The organism is Coprococcus sp. AM100_B19A (assembly GCF_027662015.1).
Lineage (GTDB): Bacteria > Bacillota > Clostridia > Lachnospirales > Lachnospiraceae > Allocoprococcus > Allocoprococcus comes.
On sequence record NZ_JAQDKN010000011.1, the window covers coordinates 26,006 to 48,670 of the forward strand.

Consider the following 22,665-nt stretch of genomic DNA (forward strand, 5'->3'; position numbering starts at 1 on the left):
GACAGGAGAACAGTTATGTTAGATATTAAATTTTTAAGACAGAACCCGGATGTTGTAAAAGAAAACATCAAGAAAAAATTCCAGGATGAAAAGCTTCCACTTGTAGATGAAGTAATCGAACTTGACAAGAGAAACCGTGAAATCAAAGGCGAAGTAGAAGCACTCCGTGCTGAGAAAAATAAAGTTTCCAAAGAAATCGGTGCATGCATGGCTCATGGCGAAAAAGAGAAAGCAGAAGAGCTTAAGAAAAAAGTTCAGGAAAACGCTGCCCGTATGGAAGAACTTTCTGCTGAAGAAAAAGAAGTTGAAGCAAAAATCAAAAAAGATATGATGGTTATCCCAAATATCATCGATCCATCTGTACCGATCGGTAAAGACGACAGCCAGAATGTTGAAATTGAAAAATTTGGCGAACCGGTTGTTCCGGACTTTGAAATCCCATACCATACAGAAATTATGGAAAAATTCAACGGGATCGATCTTGAAAGTGCAGGAAAGGTTGCCGGAAATGGTTTCTATTATCTGATGGGAGATATTGCACGTCTTCACTCAGCAGTTATCTCTTATGCACGTGACTTTATGATTGATCGTGGATTCACATACTGTATCCCACCTTTCATGATCAGAAGCAATGTTGTTACAGGCGTTATGAGCTTTGCCGAAATGGATTCTATGATGTACAAAATTGAAGGCGAAGACTTATATCTGATCGGAACAAGCGAGCATTCTATGATCGGTAAATTCATCGATACCATGCTTGATGAAGCTGAACTTCCAAAGACACTGACTTCTTATTCTCCATGCTTCCGTAAAGAAAAAGGAGCTCATGGAATCGAAGAACGTGGTGTATACAGAATCCATCAGTTTGAAAAACAGGAAATGATCGTTGTATGCAAACCAGAAGAAAGCAAAGAATGGTATGATAAATTATGGAAAAACACTGTTGATCTGTTCCGTTCTCTTGATATCCCGGTTCGTACACTGGAATGCTGTTCAGGTGACCTTGCCGACCTTAAAGTAAAATCTTGTGACGTAGAGGCATGGTCTCCAAGACAGAAGAAATACTTTGAAGTAGGAAGCTGTTCTAACCTTGGTGATGCACAGGCAAGACGTCTTGGCATCCGTGTAAAAGGAAGTGACGGAAACAAATATTTCGCACACACACTGAACAACACAGTAGTAGCTCCTCCGAGAATGCTGATCGCATTTCTCGAGAACAATCTTCAGGCAGACGGTTCTGTCCGCATTCCTGAAGTACTTCGTCCATACATGGGCGGTAAGTCTGAAATCAGATAGAAAACGAGGTAAATTTTGCATAAATATTTAAACGCTATCGGATTCCACGATATCGCATCTGAACGCGAATGGTATCAGATTCTTCTTGAATCCGAAAAGAAATTTTCCGGATATGACCGTATTGCCCTGGACGAGCACACAGATCTCTGTGAGCTTCGCAGGGAATACGGCAACGGGATTGGCATTTCTTCCTGCGGCTTTATCGATGAAAATGATGAAGAGTTCCGCAGAGAATGCTATTTCCCATATTTTTCAGGCAGTGGAGTCAGCTCTTATGCTGATATTGCAGTAGAACAAAAAGCATCCTCACCGACCTATATTGGTGTCTGCGAAGATGTAAAGCTCGGCTGCAGTATCATTTTCCATATCCAGAACGGAATGGAATACATAAAAGAAGCCACTCTCGGTGGTCTGAACAAAAGTTCAATCTCTATAACCTTTTCTGGGCTTGCTTTAAGTGGGAAAATTTTGCTTCCGGTCACAAAGGATGCAGGTGCTGCGGACAAGAGAGCGAAAGATCTCCGCAACCGGATGATGCTTATGAGCGCAGCAAAGGAAGGGAATCCCGATGCCATTGAAAGCCTTACGCTTGACGACATCGACACCTATGCCGCAGTATCAAAAAGAATTCGCGGGGAAGATATTTACAGTATTGTCGATACGCATTTTATGCCAGCTGGTCTTGAATGTGATCAGTATGCGATCCTTGGTGAGATTCTGAATATCGATACCATCGAAAATCTTCTTACCGGGAAAAAACTTTATGTTCTTACAGTTGAAACCAATGAGCTTCAATTTGATGTATGCGTACCGGTTGAAAAGGTGATTGGCGAACCGGCAGTTGGAAGACGACTGAAGGCACAGATCTGGCTGCAGGGGCATATTAATTTTTAGGAAAGATTTTTGACTTATATAAAAAGCATGACCAAATTTCTTTTAATTGAAAATTAGTCGTGCTTTTTTGTATATGTGTTTCAGAACATTCGGCTTTACATAAAAAAGTCCTGTAAAAGCTATTTCACATATCAGATCCCGCTCTGTTACCTCACCATGATCATCCTCTTAGAAAAGCATTTGACATTTTCATGTTCAAACGGTATGATATATGTATATGTTCTATTAGTCAAATGAATATAAGAATCGCCTCCTAAGAGAAAGCCGAGGCATTCCCCAAATTGGGGAACGTTCTAATGTTACCAACTCGAAAAAATCTGTAGATTGACAACTCGAAAAAGAGTTGATAATCTTATATATGGCCGAAGGGAAAAATCCCAGAAACCCAGTAAAATCAAGGGTTTGCGGCATGTGTCGTCATAGCTCAGCTGGATAGAGCACTCGCCTCCTAAGCGGTTGTTGGAACGAAGACTTTTTGCTAACTGAATATGATGTGTCTCAGTACCTCAGTAGGATAGAGGGTTCGCCTCCTAAGCGAAACGCCGCAGGTTCGATTCCTGTCTGGGACGTGTGGTAAAAATCGCCGGAAGCCTGATTTTTCAAGGGTTTCCGGCATTTTTCCTTTTCAGACGGCTACACCGTTTTCGACTGGCATTCCAGTTTTCGGTATAGCCGTCTTTCCGTTTTTCCGTTTCTATTGTTTGCTAACAAAAAACATCTACCTGTGTGTCTGGCACAACATTTGGGACGATTTGCTAACAACTTGCTAACAACCACTGCTAACGGGCAGCGGAGACAAGCGCTGCAAGTTGCGCAGGTGACAGGTTCTTAAGGATAGCTGCCAGAGCTTCGCCGATATCCTCTGTTGCTGATGATTTCCCATTTTTAGCGGTAGGACTGTAGAAGTCGGCTTCCATGCGAGCCGCGTTCTCGCGCCGGTTCTCGTCTTCAATTTCCGAGTAAACGTCTGTCACCATCTGGGCTTCGGCATGACCAGTATCTCCTTGGACGGACTTAATATCGCCCTGTGTCAGTTTGAGTTTGTACTTCGTGGAGAGATGGCGGAGCGAATGGAAGTCCACACGTTCGTATCCTGTCGTGTCACAAAAGATTTGCAGGCGCTTTCGGATGATGCGGCTCTCCACCGGATTTCCGTTTTCAAGGGCAACCGCAAGATTGTAGTCATGGTAATCCGCTCCAAGGAACTCCTTTAGTTCCTCCTGATTTTTCCTATGCTCCACGAGCATGTGCGCCACGGTTTTCGGAAGCCATACCACACGGGTGCTGGTTTCGGTCTTCGGGGTCTTGAGTACGAGCCTAGTGGTGCAGTGTGGTTTCTGAGCGGGAAACGTGACGAGCACGTCCCGCTCGTTGAGTCTCTGCAAGGCTTCAATGGAAACACGAGCAACCTCCTTGTTGATGATGATGCGAGCGTTGCCGTTTTCAATAGATTCCTCGTCTATGAAAATGCACTCCCATGTGAGACCGGTTATCTCCCCCACCCTGAGCGAACAGGAAAAAGCGAGGTTCATGGCGAGAGCCAGAATATCGTCCTCGACTCTTGGAAGTGCTTCGCGAAACGTGCTCACACTCCACACCTTCCGTTTCGTTTTCTTCATCGTCGGCAGGGTGGCAAGTTTTGCCGGATTCTGCATCATCGGGTCGAGATAGTTCCATTTCATTGCCTGATTGAGTGCAGAGCGGATAACGTCATGAATCTTCTTCACGCCGGAAGGCGCGACACATTTGCCGGTCTTTTTTTGGTTGGCAGGCGGAACGCGCTCGACGGAGAGCAGGTCGTTGTAATACTCCGAAAGGCATTCCGTGGTGATTTCAGACAGCTTCTTGTCCCCGATATATGGGTCAATGTAGTTCCTTATTAGCCCGGTCTTTCCGCTGTATGTGCTCATAGACCATTTCGACGTTCCGTACACTTTCACATAGTGCTTTAGGAACTCGCTGAAAGTGATATCGTCCTTTTGCGGCGTTACCGCGCTTTTGGGGGTCGGGGTTCTTCTGCGAACCGGCTTCGAGCCGCTATCGTGCTCATCGGTTCCGCCTTCTTTCCCCGTATTTGCTTTTTCATCAGCTACTCTTTGAAAATACGTCTCCTCGTTAGGAACGATGGACTGTCCGTATTTCTCCTGATAGAACTCTACAAAGACCTTGCGGCTCTTTGCTTCGCCAATCGTATCCACAGTGTCCCATTTTTGTTTCCGTTCTCCTTGTTCATTTACATACCAGTAGATAACGGAATACTTTGTTTTTCTCTGCTTGATTGCTGCCATATCGAATCTTCTCCTTGTCGGTTAATTTGGTTCCAACCAACTGTCGAAGGAGCTTTTGGATACCCGAATGGCTCTGCCGACGCGGACGTACTTGAACTGCCCGCTCTTCACGAGTGTATAGGCCACCTTGTCGCTGATGCCCAGCATTTCGGCGATTTCGCCTACCGTATAGGTTTTCTTCTCTTCGGTTCGATTGTGTTCCGATGCCATAATTTTCCTTTCCGGGAAAAAGGGCACCAGACAACCGCTTGACATTTTTATTATACCATGGCTGGTCAAGTAGTTTTCTGGTATGCTGGTTTTCCCTATTTCTGGTTTTGCTTGTTACAAGTAGCGTCTTTTACGGCTGAAACCTCAACATCGCACGCAAGAGCTTCGCCTGCATAAACGATTTCATCGAGAGGTCGATGCCGTAATCCCAGAAGCCATCCGCGTCGGTGTAGAACCCGGTGCAGAGTCCGTCCATGAAGTCGTTGAAGTAATCGAGCACCGCCCCGGCAGCAAGGGCATCTCCGCCTGTTGCGGCAACGACGGTATCGTAGTCAATCTTTCCCTTTGCCATGCGGGTCACCCCCTTCCGTCAGAATGTCCGCAAGACGGGCGAGCGCACGGGCGCGACGGTTTTGCACCGTGGAGCGCGGGAACCCCATGTCCTCACCGATACGCCTATCCGACCATCCGGCAAAATAGGAGAGCAGGATTATTGCCTGCTCCTCTGGGCAGAGTTTTTCCAGCGCATCCGCGAGGTCTTTATCCGTCACGCCGATAGGCTTTCCGGCGGCATCGAATACGGTTTCCCGCTCCGGCACGTCCTGCCAGTCCGCAAGGCTTTCAAGTTCACTCCTTCTGAGGTCGCAGAACAGCACCTCGCGGTTGCGTCTCCTTTTGCGCTCCCTTAAAACATCCGTCCGCGCGTTCACGAGGGTCTTCCGGCAATAGGTCAGGAACATGCCGACCACTTCGTTACGGTTCGTTTTCTCTTTCGTCATCTTTTTTTCCTCCTTTCGGTATAGGCACGATTTCCGTGCCCTTTCCTGCCAAGAGGAAAAAGAAAGCCCCGCAGCGTCGATACGCTACGGGGCGCGGGGACGGTGCCGGGAAGGAAATCGGCACCAGAATCAGGAAGAAGCGGCTGATGCTTAAAAACCGCTCCGCTACGATTCTATCCCCTCGATTCCCAACTTCCGCTTGAAATCTTTGCGGTTCTTCATTCCGATTTCCCGACGGCGCGAATTGCCGTCGTACTTCACCGGGAACCCGACCTCAACGATGCGGTCGAAGACACGTCCCCACGGGTCATCTGCCGTGGCGTTCAGGATTCTCTCGCGAAAGTCGAAGTTCGTCGTTATCACCATCGGTTTCCCCGCCTTGTAGCGCCCGTCGATAACGTCGTAGACGTGCTCCATGACGTACTCGGTGGAGCGCTGGGCACCGAGGTCTTCAAGGATGAGGAGGTCTGGGGCGAGGATTCTCTCAAGGTTCCCGGAACGCTTCTCGAAGGAGGATTCCATCAGGTTCACGACCTGCTTGATATCGGTCACGAGACAGGAGAACCCGCGCTCGATGACGGCGTTCGCGATGCAGGACGCATGGAAGCTCTTGCCCGTGCCGCGCTTCCCGTACAGGACAAGCCCCTCCGGGTCTTTCGGGTCGAAGGTCGCGGCAAACGCCTTGCAGACGGTGCTCTGAGCCGCGTTCCTGCCGTCATCGGCATCGAAGGTGCAGAAGGCGTACCTGCCGGATGAGGGGAAGCACTGCTTCCTTAGCCGTTCCGTCCTGCGCCTTTTCTCCGCCCGCTCGGTTTCCTCGCGCTGCCTGTCCGCTTCCTCCCTCTGGCAACGGCACATGGTCGGGACAAGGTGCGGCTCCTTGAAGATTCCGCCCGCCGGGAACATCCGCTCGCGTGGCTCCCCGCATTTCCCGCATATGAGGATGCCGTCTGCGTCGCGATAGTCCTCAACCGGCTTTCGTCCGTCCTGCTCCTTGGTTTTCGTTCCGTTCTCGTTCATTTACCTCGTCCTTTCTGCGTCACCCTGTCTGAGAGCCTGTCTACGGGACTTTGCAGTCTTGTTCGGGCAGTTCTGCCACATGACATTTAACGTGTCATAGGCAGGCTCTCAGGCATTCTCAGGGGCATTTCTAGTACATGTTCTCGTCGATATATCCCTGAGCCGTCTCCCGGTCACAGCCCCATTTCGCCATGACCTCCTCGACGGAGGGGATTTTCACGACCGCATCGGCCTTCGGTTCCGTGCGTGCGGGAGGGGTAACGGTTTTCGGGTGCTCGTTCCTGTCCCAGACTGCGGCGAGCTTCTTCCAGTCATCGACGGGCTTGCCGTAGTTCGTGCGCCAGCCGCGCCCCTCGTTCACGTCGAAGAAACGGTCGGGGTCAACTGCGAATCCCATCTTTGCGAAGTGCGAGCGTACTTCCTCCCTTGTCGGGATTCCAGAATCTGTCGCTCCCTCCCCATCAGCCACAGCTGTAGATGTAGATGTATTCTTATATCTATCATCTATATTCTTAGGGCGTGACAGATTTTGTACATCGCCATTTTCGGCTTGTTCAGCCGTGCTACCTGCGGTTTCATTGGTATAACCACTATAGGGCACAGGGCGAAACGAGGAACAGGATGTCCGAGATGCAATGGCAAGAAAACGTCACAGAGGAAAATGAAAGCGGTCGTTTGCGTTGAAACGGGGAAAACCTACGAATCCATCATGAGCGCCGGGAGGGATGTTGAAAGAACAGACGGCGCTATATGTCGAGCTTTGCGCAATGAATCGCAAACATGCGCTGGATACCATTGGCGGTATTTGGACGAATGAACGAGGGCATCCGAAAGGGTGCCCTTCTTTTTTGAACAGAATATGCGGGATATATGGAGTGTACGGTTCACCTGCTTGCTGGTATGCCGGTCTGCTATATCTATAGACAGCAAAAGGGACGGTACCGAGCCGTTCAATGGCAGAAGGGAGCCAAGATGGACAGGAAGATTCGATATTTCGTCAACGGGTGGAGCTTTCGGCTCAGTTTTGCAACGCGCCCGGGTTATGACGGAGACCACGAGGATATCTCGGTAAGCTCCTTGTGGGAGTATCCGGAGAAGAAAATCGAATCGTCGATATTGAGGTTTTCGGTATCCTGCTCGCTAAAGAGCACATCGTAAGTCTTGTCTGGCGCGTCCTTGTAACGGATGGTGACCGGAATGACCGTTACGTCTTCCGCCGGAAGGTCGGGATAGCCTGTCAGCTCCGTGAGGGAATCCATGGTCTTCTTATCCACGGGTTCCGCGTGATTCAGTGCGTCGGTGATACGCTGCTCATCGAGACGCGCCATCACGTCCTTAAATTGCGGGACATACCCTGCGACGGTCTTAGCATCCTCTTTGGCAAAGGCAAGGAATCCGTTTCCCTGTTTGTCCGTGTAGGCGGCGGCATAGGTACCATTCTCGCGGCATACCTGCGCATAGTAGGCGGCTTCCTCGGAAGTACCAAAGGGCACGACCACCTGCTCACGAGAGGATTGCTTCTCAGCCATTGCTTTTGCGGCTTCGGGAGTGTTCCCCTCCTTCTTATAATGGCGCTGCCACCAGTCGAAAGCACGTTCCCTGCCACGTCCGAACCGCAGATAGTTCTCCGTCTGCCTTGTGACGAAGTTTAGGAGGGCGTTTCCCATGTCATCGCCGAAATCCTGAGCCATGTGGCATCATCCTTTCTTTTCCGATTTCCTGCTTTTTGAAGCGGCAAGAATGCCGTCTCCTTGGGGACAGATTATAACGCAGGCTATTTTTCTATCCCTCTGCCCTATACACGAACATGCAGGTAGAAACTGCCAAATGCACGGATGCCGATGATAGAAAAAGACACCATTTAGCATCAAATGAACCCATTTGCGCCTATTTGCGAACGTTGACCCTTTTCTCGTCCGGGTAGAGTGATTCGCCCCTCAACCATCCCGCCCACAAATCTTTCATAAATCCGCAGGCGGATTGACGGAAACATTTGGAACGGAAAAGTTGACCGGCTCCGACTCCCGTGCATTCGCCTTCGCTGCCGCGATGCGCCGGACGCAGGAAAAGCGAGGGGCTTTCCCGCCGGGCACCGCGACCGCTCATTATATGCACGGAGATTGCTAAAATGGGGCGCTGCCCCAAACCCCGGCCACTCCGCGCAAGCCGCAGGATTTTGCCCTTTCGGCGGGGAAAATACAAGTCTTGAATGTTTACCGGCTTTCTTGTAAAATATATATATAGCAAGATGGTTGATACCTTCTTGTGAGTCGAACAGGAGGTGGTCTTCACCGATGAATCAGGAAGAAACGATGCTTAAGCATAAGGAGAGATACAAGAAAACGATTAAGAATCTGACCGTGATGAGCGATATTTTCGCGCGGAATGTATTCAAGGATAAGAAAGCCTGCGAGTACGTTCTTAGAATCATCATGGAGGACAAGGATTTGACCGTCATCGACAATGAGACGCAGGTGGATTTCAGAAACATGCATGGCAGAGGTGTCGTGCTGGACTGTGTGGCAAAGGATGGAAGCGGACGCATCTTCAACGTCGAGATACAGCAAGACGATGAGGGGGCGCACCCGAAACGTGCCAGATACAACCTCGGGATGATGGATTCCAACGTGCTGGATACGGGAAAGAACTTCGATAAGCTCCCGGAAACCTACGTGATATTCGTCACGTTGAAAGACGCACTGGGGCACGGACTTCCGATAGCCCATATCGACCGGATAATCCGCGAGAACGGCAAGGAGTTCGGGGACGAGGAACACTTCATCTACGTGGATTCGAGCAAGGACGATGGCGGCGAGCTTGGAAGACTGATGCACGATTTCCGTGTGAAGGAAGCGAAAGAGATGCAGGCGGGAGCATTGAAAGACCGCGTGCACGAACTGAAAGAGACCGAGAAAGGAGTGGAGCATATGTGCAAGGAAATGGAAGCCCTGCGTCTGGAAGGCGTGGAGGAAGGAAGACTGGAAGAGAAAAGAGAGAATGCCAAAAGCATGGCGGAAGACGGCATGACGGTAGATAGAATCGCAAAAATCTTGAAAGTGAACGCCCAGATGGTGCAGGAGTGGCTTGCAGGTAGTGTTTCTACTGCAAGATAGATAACCACTTAGACGGCTTTACGGTTTCACGGCTCTGCGGGCTTTGGGTTCGCAGAGCCTTTTGATATGGACTCCCGATAGCCCACATCGACCGGATAATCCGCGAGAACGGCAAGGAGTTCGGGGACGAGGAACACTTCATCTACGTGGATTCCAGCAAGGACGATGGCGGCGAGCTTGGAAGACTGATGCACGACTTCCGTGTGAAGGAAGCGAAAGAGATGCAGGCGGGAGCCTTGGCCGACCGCGTACACGAACTGAAAGAGACCGAGAAAGGGGTGGAGCATATGTGCAAGGAAATGGAGCAGCTTTGCGATGAAAGAGAACTTGAAACGAAGAGGAATGTGGCTTATTCCCTCGCTGAAAAGAAAATGAGCGTTGAGGATATTGCCGAGGTTATAAAAGTAAATATTGAAACAGTAAAGAGCTGGCTCGCAAGCACAACAGCGGCAAGATAGTTAGCCGCATAAACAGCTTCACGGTTTTATGGCTCTGCGGGTTGTCAGCTCGCAGAGCCTTTTGATATTGACTCCTTAGTGTCTAGTGTTGATTCATTCGAGTATCCAATTCTCCAACGAGAGCGTTGGAATGACTAGACGATTTTACGAACTTTGAGTTGCTAACATTCTGCTAACAGATAACGTTCCACAAGTGGATATGGAGTACCGGTTAGGACAGAAGGAAGCATCTGCTTAATTCGTAGAATGCCCGTAGTTACAGCGTCAAGCGGTCATTTGGTACCGGAGGATTCCAAGTGCTTCAAAACAACGGGGAGAACTCCTAAGGGTCAGGTGGAGCAATCCCCTTTTGGAAGCGATTTATGAAATAAATTTGAAAATTGCTCCATGAAAATTAAATACGTCTCAGTACCTCAGTAGGATAGAGGGTTCGCCTCCTAAGGTTGCGTTACAACGGCCACCTCAAAAAAAACTAAATAAGGGATTGCAGTTCGACTTTGATCGGGCTATAATCATATATCAGACACGTCCATATAGCTCAGCTGGATAGAGCACACGCCTCCTAAGCGTGGGGTCGGAGGTTCAAATCCTCTTATGGACGCCAGTGAACAACGCCGAAAGCCTTTGTTTTCAAGGGTTTTCGGCTTTTCTTATATAAAAAGCTACGAAAAAGCTCTTTCACTGTATGAGATAAAATTCTACTCCAAAATTTGATTTTTGACAACCCCTCCAGAATCGAACGGTTGTTATAAGACAAAATCGCCAGCTAATTTTTAGCAGAAAACGGGCTGTTCTTGCTAATGAAAATGCCCTTCCTGCTAATCAGCCCCAAAATCGTGCCAAAAATCCAGCTAATCAAAAAAGGCGGATGTTTTGAATACCATGCAGTTATAGCAGATAAAATTAAATATCGTTATGTACATAGAGCGTCTATTTGCCCCGCATTGGGGATGGATAGGCGCTCTTTTTTTATGCCCAAACCCATGGGCAAATACAAGAGATTGGAGGTGTTTTATTTGAGCAAGCCTGTTTATACCGCAGACAAGCCGAGCGACTGTCATTACTGCTACTTCTGGACGAATGGCAGAAAGGGCTGCCGTCTGGGTAGAAATAATTGCTACTACTTAATCTCTTTGCCGCCGAAACCCAAGTCGGAATGTGATGGCTGTCCCTATGGGCGAGATCACCCGTGCATTGGTTGGTGTACGAAGAAGGTTATGCGTGAAGTGGGGCTTCGTTGATATGGATGTGTATGAACAGGAATACCGCTTCTACTATTTTGCCCGATGTCCTTACGAAAAGACGGATACGACTTTCCGCAGCATTCCGCTGACAACAGAAAGTTTTCCGCAGAAAGAAGGTGGTGAAGCCGTGTGAGTTTTGATTATTTTTACGGTCAGCAATCCGATCTATTCACATTCTATCGAGTTCCGAAGGTGTTGTTCACGAACGAGAGGTTCTGGAATATTTCTGCCGATGCCAAGATGCTGTATGGCATTTTGCTTGACCGCATGAGCCTGTCTGCCAAGAATGGTTGGATAGATAAAAACGGTAGAGTGTATATCATTTTTACAATCGACGAAGCGAAGATGGCTCTGAACTGTGCTGAACAAAAGGCTATCAAGCTGCTCAGTGAACTTGAGAAGAAAGCAGGATTGATTGAACGTAAGCGCCAGGGTTTGGGAAAGCCCAACCTGATCTATGTGAAGAACTTTATCTCTGCTGTGGATTCACAACTCTTGAATTGTGAAAATCACAATTCTGGAACAATGGAAATCACAACTCAAGAACTTCCGAAATCACAATGTAATAATACTGATATTAAAAATACTGAATTTAGTGATACTGATTCTATCTTTCCTTCCGGAAATGGTGGAATGATGGACGAGAATGACCGGTATCAAGAATACTTTGATTATTTCTCGGATCAGCTCAGTATGGATTTGTTGAAGAAGGATTACCCTTACGATTCCGAAATGCTGGATAACATTCTGGAGTTGATCGTTGAAACAGTTTGCACGAAGCGACCGTTGATTCGCATTGGTGCAGAGGAGCGTCCGGCAGAAATTGTCCGCAGTCGGTTTATGAAACTGAATGCCGAACACATTCGATATGTTATGGACTGCTTCAAGGAGAACACCACAAAGATTAGAAATATCCGTCAGTATATGCTGACTACGATATACAATGCGCCGACGACAATAGACACCTACTACGATGCTCTTGTTCGGCACGATATGTCACACGGATATTTGGAAGGAGGATTTAAGAAATTGAAAATGAAGCGAGAGGAAGGAGAGTGACGATAAATGTCGAAAAAAGCAACCATCATTGCGGTGGTCAATCAGAAAGGAGGCACTGGAAAGACCACCACCACCGAGAATCTGGGCGTTGGCTTGGCTCTTGAAGGAAAAAAGGTGCTTCTGGTAGACACCGATCCCCAGGCTTCCCTGACGGTCAGTTTGGGCAATCCCTGCCCGGATGATCTGTCTCCGACACTTTCCGATCTGATGGGAAAGATTATGATGGAAAACCCTATTACTCCCGATGAAGGGATTCTTCATCATCCGGAGGGCGTTGATTTGGTGCCGTCCAACATCGAACTCTCAGGTATGGAGGTAGCACTGGTCAATGCCATGAGCCGGGAAACCATTCTCCGGCAATACCTGGATACAGTCAAACAGAATTATGATTACATTCTTCTTGACTGTATGCCGTCTTTGGGTATGCTGACCGTCAATGCGTTGGCAGCTGCCGACAATGTGCTGATACCGGTTCAGGCAGCATACCTTCCTGCAAAGGGTCTGGAACAGCTGCTTGGAACCATCAACAAGGTCAAGAGGCAAATCAACCCGAAACTGAGGATTGTACTGGACATGACAAGAGAACGTATTATTGATTTTATTATATCGTGAGGAGAATATGAAAATGAGTGAAAACAATGATTTTATTCAGTTACCACCGATCAAAAAAGACACACCTTCCGAAGTGGTCTCAATGATCTGGCAATATTTGAAATTACCCGAGGAATCCAGAAAAAGGGTGAAAGCAGAGTTGATTAATGTACATGAGAACTGTGGGAAAGAAGATTTTCAGATTCCTAATCTCTATGACATCGTTTCAAAAGAGGAAATCGCAGAATTTGAGGGCATCATGCGTAAGATCATAACAGGAATTATTTCTGAGGCCAGTGGTATAGCCACCTGGGTGTATGTGCAGAAATATGAGAAACACAAAACTCTGGATGAAATGCTGCAAGAATGGCAAGGCGCAGGCCAGTTTATTATTGTCATGGATACCTGGTTCGAAAAATTGATGGCGGAATAATATGATACTGTGATAGAATGAAGAAAACGATTTGATGGGCAAATCGGTATTTATAAAGGAGAATATTGATGAAACTATTTTTATGTTCGCACTTTTCAAGTGTGGGAAGTCTGATAAAGGAAGAAATTGAAAATAAGAAAGTCGCATTTATTCCAACAGCTTCACTGCGTGAAGGCTACACCGGTTATGTCGGCTCGGCTCGAAAATTATTCAAAAAGTTGGGAGCAATCGTAACTGAAATTGATATTTCAACGGAGGCTTATTCAACGATACAGTCTGTTTTTGAAGAAGCAGATGTGATATATTTTACCGGCGGAAATTCTTTCTTTCTTATGGACCAGCTCCGTAAAACGGGAACTGATGGGCTACTGAAAAAGGAATTGGCAAATGGAAAATTGATGATCGGCGAGTCGGCAGGCGCAATTATATGCGCTCCAAGCATCCAATATATCGAGCAAATGGATGAAAAGCCAGAGGACTACTCACAAGAAGATGATGCAGGGCTTGATTTGATTGATTTCTATGTTCTTCCGCATTATCTTACAGCACCATTTAAGAAAGTTACCGAGAAAATAATGACTGAGTTTTCGGATTTGAATCTATGCCCGATTAACAACCGTCAGGGAATTGTAATTGATGGTGAAGGTTCAAAGGTTATTTGCAAAGACTAATTTGAAAATTCCTGTTTTTGAAACTGGAAAATCGGAAGCTGAGGAGATAGACTATTGAGAACATATGAGAATAAAGACGAGCTTAAAAACGAGATAAATAAAAGCTTTGCAAAATATATTTCAGAATTTAATGATATTCCGGAGCATTTAAAAGATAAGAGAATTGATGAGATCGATCGAACTCCGGCAGAAAATCTTGCTTATCAGGTTGGCTGGACAACTCTTGTTATTAAATGGGAATCAGACGAAAGAAAGGGTATTCCTGTTAAAACTCCTTCGGATAATTTTAAGTGGAATCAGCTTGGCGAATTATATCAATGGTTCACAGATACATATGCTCAGCTGTCACTGCAAGAATTGAAAGACAGATTGAATGAGAATATCAACTCTATTTATGCAATGATTGATTCTCTGAGTGAGGAAGAATTATTTAAACCACATATGAGAAAATGGGCTGACGAAGCAACTAAAACAGCTGTCTGGGAAGTATACAAATTCATACATGTTAATACAGTTGCTCCGTTCGGAACCTTTAGAACCAAGATTAGAAAATGGAAAAAGATTGCACTATAACTTCAAGTTTACAGAACTGAATCAAAAGAGCTCGAAGGAGCTCTTTTTCCTTTTTTATAATAGTATCATTATGGTATAATAGAGACATTAAAATCGGAATTTGTGGAGAGATTTCCTGAACTTTCCTTATTTTACAGGCTTTCCAGCCCCTTAGATAGTGAAATGATATGTATTTTCCCTTATTTTTGCCCTTGTGAGGAATCCGCAAGGGAAATAAGGGAAATTTTATGCCAAAGTATGCAAGGGAAGTTGCCAGTGGCAAGTTCTCTGTATTTAAGCATTGCTCGCTACTTTATCAAGAAGTCTTGCGGAATCCCGTTTAGCTTTTCTTGTTGAGTGAGCGTAAATATTCATTGTGGTACTGACGTCAGAATGTCCTAACAGTTCCTGTACATCTTTCGGAGCCGCCCCATTCGAGAGCAGGTTGCTGGTGTAGGTGTGCCGTAACTGGTGAAAGTGAAAATCTTCAAATCCTTCCAGCTTCTTTGACACTGACCTGCATACAATGCCGAGTGTACTCGGCAGTTCCAGACTACCATCCGGTCTGAGGCAGACAAAGGATATTTCTTTATAATCTGCCGGGACTTCCTGCGTTCCGTCAAGGTGATAGTATTCATAATACACCCTGTTTTTTACATGCACCTCTTTGTAGTAGTTGCGGTGGTAAAGTTCCCCGTACTGCATCCGGCTTTTCAGTTGTTCCCGTCTTGCTGCTTTCAATATTTCAGTCAGTGTATCTCCAAAATCAACAATCCTTACTTTCTTTCGCTTGGTTGTTCCAATCACATTTTTATGCTTCGTTCCGTCATAACGGATACTGCGTTTTATGGTCAGGCATTGTTCTTCAAGGTTGATGTCCTGCCATGTAAGACCACAGGTTTCCCCGATACGAAGTCCTGCATAATATGCGATCTGAATCGGCAGAATTGCAGGTGGATTTTTCTTTTCCAGATACTTGATAAGCCGCTCGTAATCCTCATGTGAAATCGGCTGTGTACCTTCTTCTACCTCATCATCAGAAAAGAGGTCAACTTCCTCTGCCTGTCGTTTCAGCTTGATATATTGCATCGGATTGAAACTGATTAGTTGTTTTGGAAATACTGCAAAACGGAATGACTGCTGTAACACTGCGGAAAAAGAATGGATATAATCTTTGCTGTATCCCTTTCTTACTTTCCCGTCTGGAAACTCACCACCGAATGTAAGCAGATCAAGAAATGCCTGTAAATGTTCGGCAGTAACTGTTTTCAGTTTGCGGTCTGCAATCGGGTGTTTTTTGATACAGCGGATTGCACCAAGATAATTTTCCACTGTGCCGTTGCTGAGTGTCCCGGTTTTCAGTTCTTCTTCCGCCCACATATCCAGAAGCTCTCCTACCGTAAGGCTGTCTGCCTTTGCGACAAACTTCTTATTTTCGTAATCTTCCAGTGCTTTGCGGAGAAGTTTTTCCGTCTCACTTTTACTTTCGGTTCCAGCATATTCTTTCTGAACCATTTTACCGCTTGCATCTTCTACATAGAAGCGATAGTACCATTTTTTTCCTTTTTTTCTAACAGATCCTTTTGCCATAATCGTATGTCTCCTTTCGATATCCGACAATCAGAACTGTTGAAATGCTTCTAGCGTGTAAGTATATCACAACTCCGGTTGTCTTACTATACCGATTCAGAATCCTCATACATAACTTCGGATAAAAGATTGGCAAGCCTTTGTTCTGCTGCTTCCGGTTTCTTTGAATAGAGCCTTACAACATCCGCCATATCATTAAATGCGTTGACAGTATGTGTGATCTCCCTAAGAAACATAATCTCATTATATTCATCTTTCGATTCAAATCCCATTACTTTGGCAATGTCCGCATCTTTGGTACTGCCTTTGTAATTTTTGCAGGCGAACTGAAACGAATCCAGAAACAGTTCATATTGCTTTAACATTAACAGCAGTAAGTCTTTAGAAAAAGCGTCTTCTGTTTTATTGAGGTCAAGAGGTAACTGTTTGAGAATGTTGCCCATCGCATCACGAATCTGCAATTCTTTCTTATCCGTAATATCAGTTTCATATTCATCGGTTTCCCCTTTGAGCCATTCGATTGATACATGAAGTGCTTCCGAGAGACCTTCCAGTACCATCTTTTTGGTATTGTCAATCGAACCGTTCTCATAACGCAGGATTGTGGAAGCGGTAACTCCCATCTTCTCTGCGACATAAGGCTGTGTCAGATTTAATTCCAGACGGCGCTGTTTTGCCCTGCTACCGATCAGCTTGCGTAGTTCTTTATCTTTCATGCTGATGTGCCTCCTTTTTCGGTATGTCATTACTATACCACGCAACAAAATATATTGCAATATGCAATTTATAGAAAATGAATGAAATTTCATAATGCTTGACAAAGCAATATAAACACGCTATACTGACAGCACAAATAAAATTGCATAATGCAATTTAAAAGGAGGTGGTCATATGACACAAAGAAAGATTGCCTTATCTATTGAAGAAGCTGCTGATTATACGGGAATCGGCAGGAACACCCTGAGAAAACTGGTGGAATGGAAGAAACTTCCGGTATTAAAGGTCGGGAGAAAAGTCCTGATCAAAACGGATATGCTGGAACTTTTTATGGAAGCCAACGAGGGCAGAGACTTGAGGGATAAGGGAAATGTGAAAGCAGTCACAAGAAACGGTTCAACTTAAAAAAGCGGTTCCCGAAGAAACCGCCAAAGGTTCTATCAGACCGGAGTCATGATATACCTACACGCAAACAGATTATACCATGTACTTCGTCTGACAGACAACAGGAAACTTATGTTTGGAAGAAAAAGAAAGGACGATGATATTTATGGCAAGATCAACAAAGAGTTATGAGGAGCGTATGCTCCAGTTGGAAAAGAAAGAACAGGAAAGCCTTGAGAAAGCAAAACAGTATGCAGCACAGAAACGGGAACTGAAGAAACGTCAGAAAGATGTGGAAACTAAAAAGCGGACACACAGGCTCTGCCAGATTGGTGGTGCGGTGGAATCGGTGCTGGGTTCTGCGATTGAGGAAGATGATATCCCAAAGCTGATCGGCTTCTTAAAAAGGCAGGAAGCAAATGGGAAATTCTTCTCAAAGGCAATGCAGAAAGAGCCAGTTGCGAATACGGAGGAAGTGTAATGCCGGAGGGAGTGGATTTTCCATTCCCTTCATTGCTTTTTCATGAAGGGCGCACTTATGGACAACCAGAGGTCGTCCGTATAAGTTTGCCACAGGTGGCAACCGGTCTGCGCTTACGCTTGCCGGGCTCGTTCCGTCGGCGGGCATTTCATGCAGACCTGCTCATGCCGCAGGAGGGACTCTTCGCCAGAGGGGCACATTCCATGCAGGCTGTTATGCACAGGGCACTCTTACGCAGAGGGCGTTCCGGCAGATACCATTTTCTTTTTGGGAAAACGTTACCTGCCGGAAATCAAAGCCGGATACAGCAGAAAGGGGGAAACGGAGCATGGCGATTTTTCATTATACAGTAAAGATTGTTGGACGCAGCAAAGGGAAATCCATCATATCAGCATCTGCCTATCTCAATGGTGATGTGATGAAAAATGAAGAAACCGGCAGAATCAGCTACTACACTTCCAAAAGAGAAGTTGTTTATACCAGCCTGTTGATGTGTGAAAATGCACCACAGGAATGGCTGAATGTACCTGCTGAAAATATCAGACGGTTCCAGAAATCTGTCCGATATAAAAGGGCAGATAACAAAGAAGCCGCACTGAAAAAATTTAAACTTACTTTTCAGAAGCAGCGTTTATGGAATGAAGTTTTGAGGATAGAAAAAAGTTCAGACGCACAACTTGGCAGGTCATTTGAGTTCTCACTTCCGAAAGAATGGAGCCGACAGGAACAGATAAATTATACAACTGAATATATCCAAAAGACCTTTGTAGATAAGGGAATGTGTGCGGACTGGAGTATCCACGATAAAGGAGATGGGAATCCCCATGTGCATTTACTTGTGACGATGCGACCACTCAATCCAGACCACTCATGGGGGAACAAGGAAGTCAAGGACTGGGATTTTGTCAGAGATAAAAATGGAAATATCGTGGAGGATGAATCCCATCCGGACTGGTGGCAGGATAAAAAGAACCCTAACCGTCATGGAATCCGAATCCCGGTATTGGACGAAAATGGCAATCAGAAAGTCGGTGCAAGGAACCGTAAACAGTGGAAACGTGTATTAACCGATGCTACCGGGTGGAACAATCCACAAAATTGTGAGCTATGGCGGAGCGAATGGGCAAACGTCTGTAATGCACATTTGAAAACGGAAAATCACATTGACCACCGTTCTTATGCAAGGCAGGGAAAATTAGAGATACCGACGATCCATGAGGGTGCGGATGCCAGAAAAATTGATGAGAAATTTCAAAACGGACAGACATCCTCCGCTTCATGGAAAGTGGAGGAAAACCAGATCATAAAAAGACAAAATGCACTGCTGGGTAAAATAAAGATTTCTTTTGGAAAAGTATCCGGTGCATTGACACAATGGAAGGAGCGATTGGATGACATTAGAAGAAAGCCGGGAAGTCATTCCCATGATGGAGACAATGATAAATCAGATAGAGGAACAGCAGAAGCTTATGGCAGAGATGATACAGGAATTGCAGGAACGGGATCGACAGCTCCTGTCTTTTCAGGAGCAGAACCAGAGTTTAAAAAACTTAAACAGCGAATTATCCGGGCTGCTGAATCTTTTGCCAGATACAGAAGAACTGCTCTCACAGATCGAGCAACAGAAAACCAGAATCGAACAGTTGGAAAACGAGAATCAGCAATGGCAGGAATTAACGCAGAAGCTGAACAGCGAGAACAGCTTATTGCAGAAACAGAACAGCGAATTGCTGACCTTAAACAGCAGATAGAGAAAGCGAGGGAGATTGATGAGCGAATGCAGAAACTTAGAGAACGTCGGGCAGGTGGAAGAACTTCTGCTGATGACCGAACAGATGCAGGACGAACTGGATCAGAAAGACCAGACAATCCAGAAACTGAACAGACAGCTAAGAGAATCGCTGACCTTGAACGAGAAATTGAACAGCGAAAACAGAGCCGAGAATATCGAAGCATTGCGGACAAGATTAAGGCAAACAGAGGAACGATTGACCAGCGAGACAGACAGCAGGAAAAGAGCCGACGCAGAAGTCGTGGCATGGAAATTTAAGTATGAAAAAGCAGAGCAGGAAAAACTTTATGCACAGACACACCAAAAGACAACAGAGGTAGCTGTTGAGAAAAAAGTGCCCTATGAGAAATGCGATAACTGTGACCGCACTGCTTACCAAAAAGCAAAAGAAAAATGCGATAACCGTAAAATTCAGTTAGAGAAAAAATATAAAAATATGACGGCTGGTTATGAAAGTATCCTGTTTCTGCTGGCATGGTACAGTATAGCCATTACACTATTCACTGCTATCCTTTCTCCAGTTTTCTTTAGTGACTGTATTAGCTTTTTCAGTATGTTTGCTAAAGGAATCTTAAGCCTGTTTCAAAAATTTGTTGCAGGTGCAGATTCTTTCGGACAGTTAAGCAGTGGAATCTCAAATAGTATCATTTCAGGGATTGTGTACTGGCTGATTGTAAGTATTGTTATGGGAATTTTATTTATCATAACGGGATTGCTGATAATCGGGACTGGCTATCAGGTGGGGAAAATCTACCGGAAATATTGCTGGGATATTATCAGCATCATGGTGGTGATAATGAGTACAGCTATCATAATCTATTTCGGAAAATGGATAAAATCAATTATTCCGATAAACCTCATTATGTTGCTACTTCTGGTACATGCGGTTTATATCGGAATCCGATGTTATGTGAAAAACTGGCGAGAAAAACGAGGATATTTTTAAAGTAAAATGGGCAGGTAAAACTGCCTGTTTTTCACAAAACAAATATACTTATTTTTAGTTATCCAGATTTTTAGAGTCTGTGAAAACTGTTCTTTGATTTTTAACACTATTTTTTATAATCTTCCAAATGAATCTGTTTTGATTGATTGACAATTACCGAGCTATTCTAGTATATTTAATCCATAAAGCAGATACAAAATCGCAGATGTACAGGTGAACAGACATGAAAAATATCCATAGCATTGAATTTTATACTGGAAGCAAGGAAGAACTGCTTCCCGGTTTTGAAAAAGATTTTCCCTATATCGCTTCAAGGGCAGAACTTGACAAGTATATCGGACATTATGTACCGTGGCACTGGCACAAGACAGTGGAACTTTTTTATATGGAAAGTGGTAGCATTGAATATGATACGCCGGGAGGAAAACTGTTGTTTCCGGCTGGAAGCGGCGGCATAGTAAATTCCAATGTACTCCATATGACAAAAGCAATATCGCAGAAAGAAAAGAATATACAGCTACTTCATATTTTCGATGTTTCCCTACTTGCCGGGGAACAGGGAAGCAGGATTGAACAAAAATATATTGCGCCTATCATAACAGCCCCACAGATTGAGGTAATTCCGCTTTTTCCAGGCAATGCAGAAGAAGAAAGGATTTTGAAACTGCTTGCCGCTTCATTTCGTTTATCCAGTGATGAATTTGGATATGAAATAAAACTGCGGGAAACCCTAACAGAAATATGGCTCATGCTTTTTGAACTATCCCGTCCTATGCGTGAAAAAAAGGGGGAACATAATAAAAGCAACGATAAAATAAAGCTGATGATGATATATATTCACGAACATTACAGAGAGAAAATCTCTATCCCGGAACTTGCGGCAGCAGCATACCTAAGCGAAAGGGAGTGTTATAGAGTGTTCCATGACTGTCTGCACATGACACCCGTAGAGTATATAAAGGCTTACCGTCTGCAAGCTGCCTGTCAGATGCTAGCAAAGGGGCAGGAAGCAGTTACCGTTATCAGCCATGAGTGCGGTTTGGGGAGTAGCAGTTATTTTGGAAAGGTTTTTCGAGAATACACACATTGTTCACCCACAGAATATCGGAGAAAATGGCAGAATAGTGATAGATAAGGGCAGAAAAGAAATATTTTTTCTATTCCTTTTGCATTATAATGATACCTGTAAAGTAAATCCGTCATTTACAGGAGGTGAGTGCAAAGTGGTAAAACTGAACATTCTGAACATGAAAAATTTTTTAGATACGGTCAATAGCTGTTCCGGCAAAGTAAATATGCTCTGCCCGTATGGTAAAAAACAAAACATCAATGGGGAAGAAAAGATACAGGGCAGTTTGTGGCGGCAATACTCCCAAAACAAAAACTGTTTGCGGCTTGTTTTAGAAGTTCCGAATCCAACGGACTATATGAACATTGTTTCGTACTATGCCGGGGATTGCTGATTTATCTGTAAATATTTCATCATAAAGGGGCTGGACAGTTTATCTTCCAGCCCCGCCCTTTTGAAAGGAGTTAAAAATGGAGTTGAACATTCAGACCGCAGAACTGGCATTAAGGGAAGCGGCAGAATCCAATCCGGGAGCATGGGCAGAACATTCCCGGTATGTAGCCGAAGCCTGTAAAAACATTGCGTCACACTGTAAAGATTTATCTTCTGAACAGGCGTATATTTTCGGGCTGTTACACGATATTGGACGTTATGCCGGAGTGAGTTCGGAAAGGCATCTGATAGACGGCTATCGTTACTGTATGGAGCGTGGGTGGGGAAAAGCCGCACAAATATGTATATCCCACGCATTTATGATACAGGATATTGCCACATCTATCGGAGAGTTTGATGTCAGTGATGAGGATTACCTGTTTATGAAAGAATTTGTTGCAAATGCGGTATATGATGATTATGACCGTCTTGTACAGTTATGTGACGCATTGGCTATGCCTTCGGGGTTCTGTCTTTTGGAAAAGAGATTTGTAGACGTGACAATGCGATACGGCGTTCACCCAGCGACAATAGACAGATGGAAAAAGATTTTAGAGATTAAAGAACGGTTTGAGGATCAGATTGGCTGTTCTATCTATGCCCTGCTTCCGGGCGTTATGGAAAACAGTTTTCGTTAAGGGGGGAT

General features: G+C 45.3%; 24 protein-coding genes, 2 tRNA genes and 1 pseudogene. 18 read left to right on the forward strand and 9 right to left on the reverse strand.

The window, feature by feature from the left end; translation table 11 throughout:
- Positions 1 to 15: 15 nt before the first annotated feature.
- From serS to PGQ33_RS11445, 3 genes are all read left to right on the forward strand, one after another.
- The gene (gene serS / locus PGQ33_RS11435) at positions 16 to 1,296 is read left to right on the forward strand and encodes a serine--tRNA ligase (protein ID WP_008371361.1); all 1,281 of its coding nucleotides are present in this window, start codon (positions 16 to 18) and stop codon (positions 1,294 to 1,296) included.
- Positions 1,297 to 1,311: 15 nt separating this feature from the next.
- Positions 1,312 to 2,190 (forward strand): DUF3881 family protein, encoded by an 879-nt coding sequence (locus PGQ33_RS11440; RefSeq protein WP_173690762.1) that lies wholly within the window; start codon positions 1,312 to 1,314, stop codon positions 2,188 to 2,190.
- 495 nt (positions 2,191 to 2,685) lie between these two features.
- A tRNA-Arg gene (locus PGQ33_RS11445) sits at positions 2,686 to 2,759 on the forward strand.
- A 210-nt stretch (positions 2,760 to 2,969) separates the two neighbouring features.
- Here PGQ33_RS11445 and PGQ33_RS11450 read toward each other — a convergent pair.
- From PGQ33_RS11450 to PGQ33_RS11480, 7 genes are all read right to left on the reverse strand, one after another.
- Positions 2,970 to 4,478: a tyrosine-type recombinase/integrase gene (locus PGQ33_RS11450; protein ID WP_270205759.1), complete on the reverse strand. Its 1,509-nt coding sequence runs from the start codon at positions 4,476 to 4,478 to the stop codon at positions 2,970 to 2,972.
- A 21-nt stretch (positions 4,479 to 4,499) separates the two neighbouring features.
- Complete coding sequence (locus PGQ33_RS11455) at positions 4,500 to 4,688, reverse strand: helix-turn-helix domain-containing protein (protein WP_242991768.1); 189 nt, start codon at positions 4,686 to 4,688, stop codon at positions 4,500 to 4,502.
- 130 nt (positions 4,689 to 4,818) lie between these two features.
- Entirely contained in the window at positions 4,819 to 5,040 is a 222-nt protein-coding gene (locus PGQ33_RS11460; protein WP_055158116.1) for a helix-turn-helix domain-containing protein, read from the reverse strand.
- The gene (locus PGQ33_RS11465; protein ID WP_117527800.1) at positions 5,021 to 5,467 is read right to left on the reverse strand and encodes a sigma-70 family RNA polymerase sigma factor; all 447 of its coding nucleotides are present in this window, start codon (positions 5,465 to 5,467) and stop codon (positions 5,021 to 5,023) included. Before PGQ33_RS11465 ends, PGQ33_RS11460 begins: the two co-directional genes overlap by 20 nt.
- Positions 5,468 to 5,632: 165 nt before the next feature.
- Positions 5,633 to 6,487, reverse strand: a complete 855-nt coding sequence (locus tag PGQ33_RS11470) for an ATP-binding protein (RefSeq protein ID WP_117527802.1) — start codon at positions 6,485 to 6,487, stop codon at positions 5,633 to 5,635.
- Between the two features lie 130 nt (positions 6,488 to 6,617).
- Entirely contained in the window at positions 6,618 to 6,884 is a 267-nt protein-coding gene (locus PGQ33_RS11475) for a hypothetical protein (RefSeq protein WP_270205760.1), read from the reverse strand.
- Positions 6,885 to 7,527: 643 nt separating this feature from the next.
- On the reverse strand, positions 7,528 to 8,178 hold the full coding sequence (locus PGQ33_RS11480) for a hypothetical protein (protein ID WP_270205761.1): 651 nt from the start codon (positions 8,176 to 8,178) through the stop codon (positions 7,528 to 7,530).
- Positions 8,179 to 8,739: 561 nt separating this feature from the next.
- Between PGQ33_RS11480 and PGQ33_RS11485 the strand changes: the two genes are divergently transcribed.
- From PGQ33_RS11485 to PGQ33_RS11525, 9 genes and pseudogenes are all read left to right on the forward strand, one after another.
- Positions 8,740 to 9,600: a PD-(D/E)XK nuclease family transposase gene (locus PGQ33_RS11485; protein WP_270205762.1), complete on the forward strand. Its 861-nt coding sequence runs from the start codon at positions 8,740 to 8,742 to the stop codon at positions 9,598 to 9,600.
- Between the two features lie 146 nt (positions 9,601 to 9,746).
- Positions 9,747 to 10,058: a hypothetical protein gene (locus tag PGQ33_RS11490; RefSeq protein WP_270205763.1), complete on the forward strand. Its 312-nt coding sequence runs from the start codon at positions 9,747 to 9,749 to the stop codon at positions 10,056 to 10,058.
- Positions 10,059 to 10,585: 527 nt separating this feature from the next.
- Positions 10,586 to 10,662, forward strand: a tRNA-Arg gene (locus tag PGQ33_RS11495).
- A 569-nt stretch (positions 10,663 to 11,231) separates the two neighbouring features.
- Positions 11,232 to 11,435, forward strand: a complete 204-nt coding sequence (locus PGQ33_RS11500; RefSeq protein WP_223385014.1) for a hypothetical protein — start codon at positions 11,232 to 11,234, stop codon at positions 11,433 to 11,435.
- Entirely contained in the window at positions 11,432 to 12,361 is a 930-nt protein-coding gene (locus PGQ33_RS11505; protein ID WP_002304312.1) for a DUF6017 domain-containing protein, read from the forward strand. The genes PGQ33_RS11500 and PGQ33_RS11505 overlap by 4 nt, the downstream gene beginning before the upstream one ends.
- A gap of 6 nt (positions 12,362 to 12,367) precedes the next feature.
- Positions 12,368 to 12,925, forward strand: a pseudogene (locus PGQ33_RS11510) (ParA family protein); the annotation flags it as partial.
- A 61-nt stretch (positions 12,926 to 12,986) separates the two neighbouring features.
- Complete coding sequence (locus PGQ33_RS11515) at positions 12,987 to 13,385, forward strand: hypothetical protein (protein ID WP_173905991.1); 399 nt, start codon at positions 12,987 to 12,989, stop codon at positions 13,383 to 13,385.
- A 68-nt stretch (positions 13,386 to 13,453) separates the two neighbouring features.
- Positions 13,454 to 14,056, forward strand: a complete 603-nt coding sequence (locus PGQ33_RS11520; RefSeq protein WP_055271744.1) for a Type 1 glutamine amidotransferase-like domain-containing protein — start codon at positions 13,454 to 13,456, stop codon at positions 14,054 to 14,056.
- A 54-nt stretch (positions 14,057 to 14,110) separates the two neighbouring features.
- Entirely contained in the window at positions 14,111 to 14,629 is a 519-nt protein-coding gene (locus tag PGQ33_RS11525; protein ID WP_002304342.1) for a ClbS/DfsB family four-helix bundle protein, read from the forward strand.
- Positions 14,630 to 14,902: 273 nt separating this feature from the next.
- Here PGQ33_RS11525 and PGQ33_RS11530 read toward each other — a convergent pair whose 3' ends face one another.
- Together PGQ33_RS11530 and PGQ33_RS11535 are read right to left on the reverse strand one after the other, a co-directional pair.
- The gene (locus tag PGQ33_RS11530) at positions 14,903 to 16,198 is read right to left on the reverse strand and encodes a tyrosine-type recombinase/integrase (protein ID WP_270205764.1); all 1,296 of its coding nucleotides are present in this window, start codon (positions 16,196 to 16,198) and stop codon (positions 14,903 to 14,905) included.
- Between the two features lie 86 nt (positions 16,199 to 16,284).
- The gene (locus tag PGQ33_RS11535; RefSeq protein ID WP_117598208.1) at positions 16,285 to 16,914 is read right to left on the reverse strand and encodes a helix-turn-helix domain-containing protein; all 630 of its coding nucleotides are present in this window, start codon (positions 16,912 to 16,914) and stop codon (positions 16,285 to 16,287) included.
- Between the two features lie 175 nt (positions 16,915 to 17,089).
- On the opposite strand from PGQ33_RS11535, the gene PGQ33_RS11540 reads away from it, so the two are divergent.
- From PGQ33_RS11540 to PGQ33_RS11565, 6 genes are all read left to right on the forward strand, one after another.
- Entirely contained in the window at positions 17,090 to 17,320 is a 231-nt protein-coding gene (locus PGQ33_RS11540; protein WP_002578307.1) for a helix-turn-helix domain-containing protein, read from the forward strand.
- Between the two features lie 145 nt (positions 17,321 to 17,465).
- Positions 17,466 to 17,780: a DUF3847 domain-containing protein gene (locus PGQ33_RS11545; RefSeq protein ID WP_002578306.1), complete on the forward strand. Its 315-nt coding sequence runs from the start codon at positions 17,466 to 17,468 to the stop codon at positions 17,778 to 17,780.
- A gap of 328 nt (positions 17,781 to 18,108) precedes the next feature.
- Entirely contained in the window at positions 18,109 to 19,830 is a 1,722-nt protein-coding gene (locus PGQ33_RS11550; protein WP_270205765.1) for a MobA/MobL family protein, read from the forward strand.
- Positions 19,769 to 20,518 (forward strand): DUF6040 family protein, encoded by a 750-nt coding sequence (locus PGQ33_RS11555; RefSeq protein ID WP_270205766.1) that lies wholly within the window; start codon positions 19,769 to 19,771, stop codon positions 20,516 to 20,518. Before PGQ33_RS11550 ends, PGQ33_RS11555 begins: the two co-directional genes overlap by 62 nt.
- A gap of 223 nt (positions 20,519 to 20,741) precedes the next feature.
- Entirely contained in the window at positions 20,742 to 21,653 is a 912-nt protein-coding gene (locus tag PGQ33_RS11560; protein WP_016304806.1) for an AraC family transcriptional regulator, read from the forward strand.
- A 404-nt stretch (positions 21,654 to 22,057) separates the two neighbouring features.
- Positions 22,058 to 22,657 (forward strand): HDOD domain-containing protein, encoded by a 600-nt coding sequence (locus PGQ33_RS11565; RefSeq protein WP_019162948.1) that lies wholly within the window; start codon positions 22,058 to 22,060, stop codon positions 22,655 to 22,657.
- The last annotated feature ends 8 nt before the right edge of the window (positions 22,658 to 22,665 follow it).

Coding starts and splice junctions, on each gene's coding strand:
- serS (WP_008371361.1), top strand. CDS start 16: ATGTTAGATATTAAATTTTTAAGACAGAACCCGGATGTTGTAAAAGAA.
- PGQ33_RS11450 (WP_270205759.1), bottom strand. CDS start 4,478: ATGGCAGCAATCAAGCAGAGAAAAACAAAGTATTCCGTTATCTACTGG.
- PGQ33_RS11455 (WP_242991768.1), bottom strand. CDS start 4,688: ATGGCATCGGAACACAATCGAACCGAAGAGAAGAAAACCTATACGGTA.
- PGQ33_RS11460 (WP_055158116.1), bottom strand. CDS start 5,040: ATGGCAAAGGGAAAGATTGACTACGATACCGTCGTTGCCGCAACAGGC.
- PGQ33_RS11465 (WP_117527800.1), bottom strand. CDS start 5,467: ATGACGAAAGAGAAAACGAACCGTAACGAAGTGGTCGGCATGTTCCTG.
- PGQ33_RS11470 (WP_117527802.1), bottom strand. CDS start 6,487: ATGAACGAGAACGGAACGAAAACCAAGGAGCAGGACGGACGAAAGCCG.
- PGQ33_RS11475 (WP_270205760.1), bottom strand. CDS start 6,884: ATGGGATTCGCAGTTGACCCCGACCGTTTCTTCGACGTGAACGAGGGG.
- PGQ33_RS11480 (WP_270205761.1), bottom strand. CDS start 8,178: ATGGCTCAGGATTTCGGCGATGACATGGGAAACGCCCTCCTAAACTTC.
- PGQ33_RS11500 (WP_223385014.1), top strand. CDS start 11,232: ATGGGCGAGATCACCCGTGCATTGGTTGGTGTACGAAGAAGGTTATGC.
- PGQ33_RS11515 (WP_173905991.1), top strand. CDS start 12,987: ATGAGTGAAAACAATGATTTTATTCAGTTACCACCGATCAAAAAAGAC.
- PGQ33_RS11520 (WP_055271744.1), top strand. CDS start 13,454: ATGAAACTATTTTTATGTTCGCACTTTTCAAGTGTGGGAAGTCTGATA.
- PGQ33_RS11530 (WP_270205764.1), bottom strand. CDS start 16,198: ATGGCAAAAGGATCTGTTAGAAAAAAAGGAAAAAAATGGTACTATCGC.
- PGQ33_RS11535 (WP_117598208.1), bottom strand. CDS start 16,914: ATGAAAGATAAAGAACTACGCAAGCTGATCGGTAGCAGGGCAAAACAG.
- PGQ33_RS11540 (WP_002578307.1), top strand. CDS start 17,090: ATGACACAAAGAAAGATTGCCTTATCTATTGAAGAAGCTGCTGATTAT.
- PGQ33_RS11545 (WP_002578306.1), top strand. CDS start 17,466: ATGGCAAGATCAACAAAGAGTTATGAGGAGCGTATGCTCCAGTTGGAA.
- PGQ33_RS11550 (WP_270205765.1), top strand. CDS start 18,109: ATGGCGATTTTTCATTATACAGTAAAGATTGTTGGACGCAGCAAAGGG.
- PGQ33_RS11560 (WP_016304806.1), top strand. CDS start 20,742: ATGAAAAATATCCATAGCATTGAATTTTATACTGGAAGCAAGGAAGAA.
- PGQ33_RS11565 (WP_019162948.1), top strand. CDS start 22,058: ATGGAGTTGAACATTCAGACCGCAGAACTGGCATTAAGGGAAGCGGCA.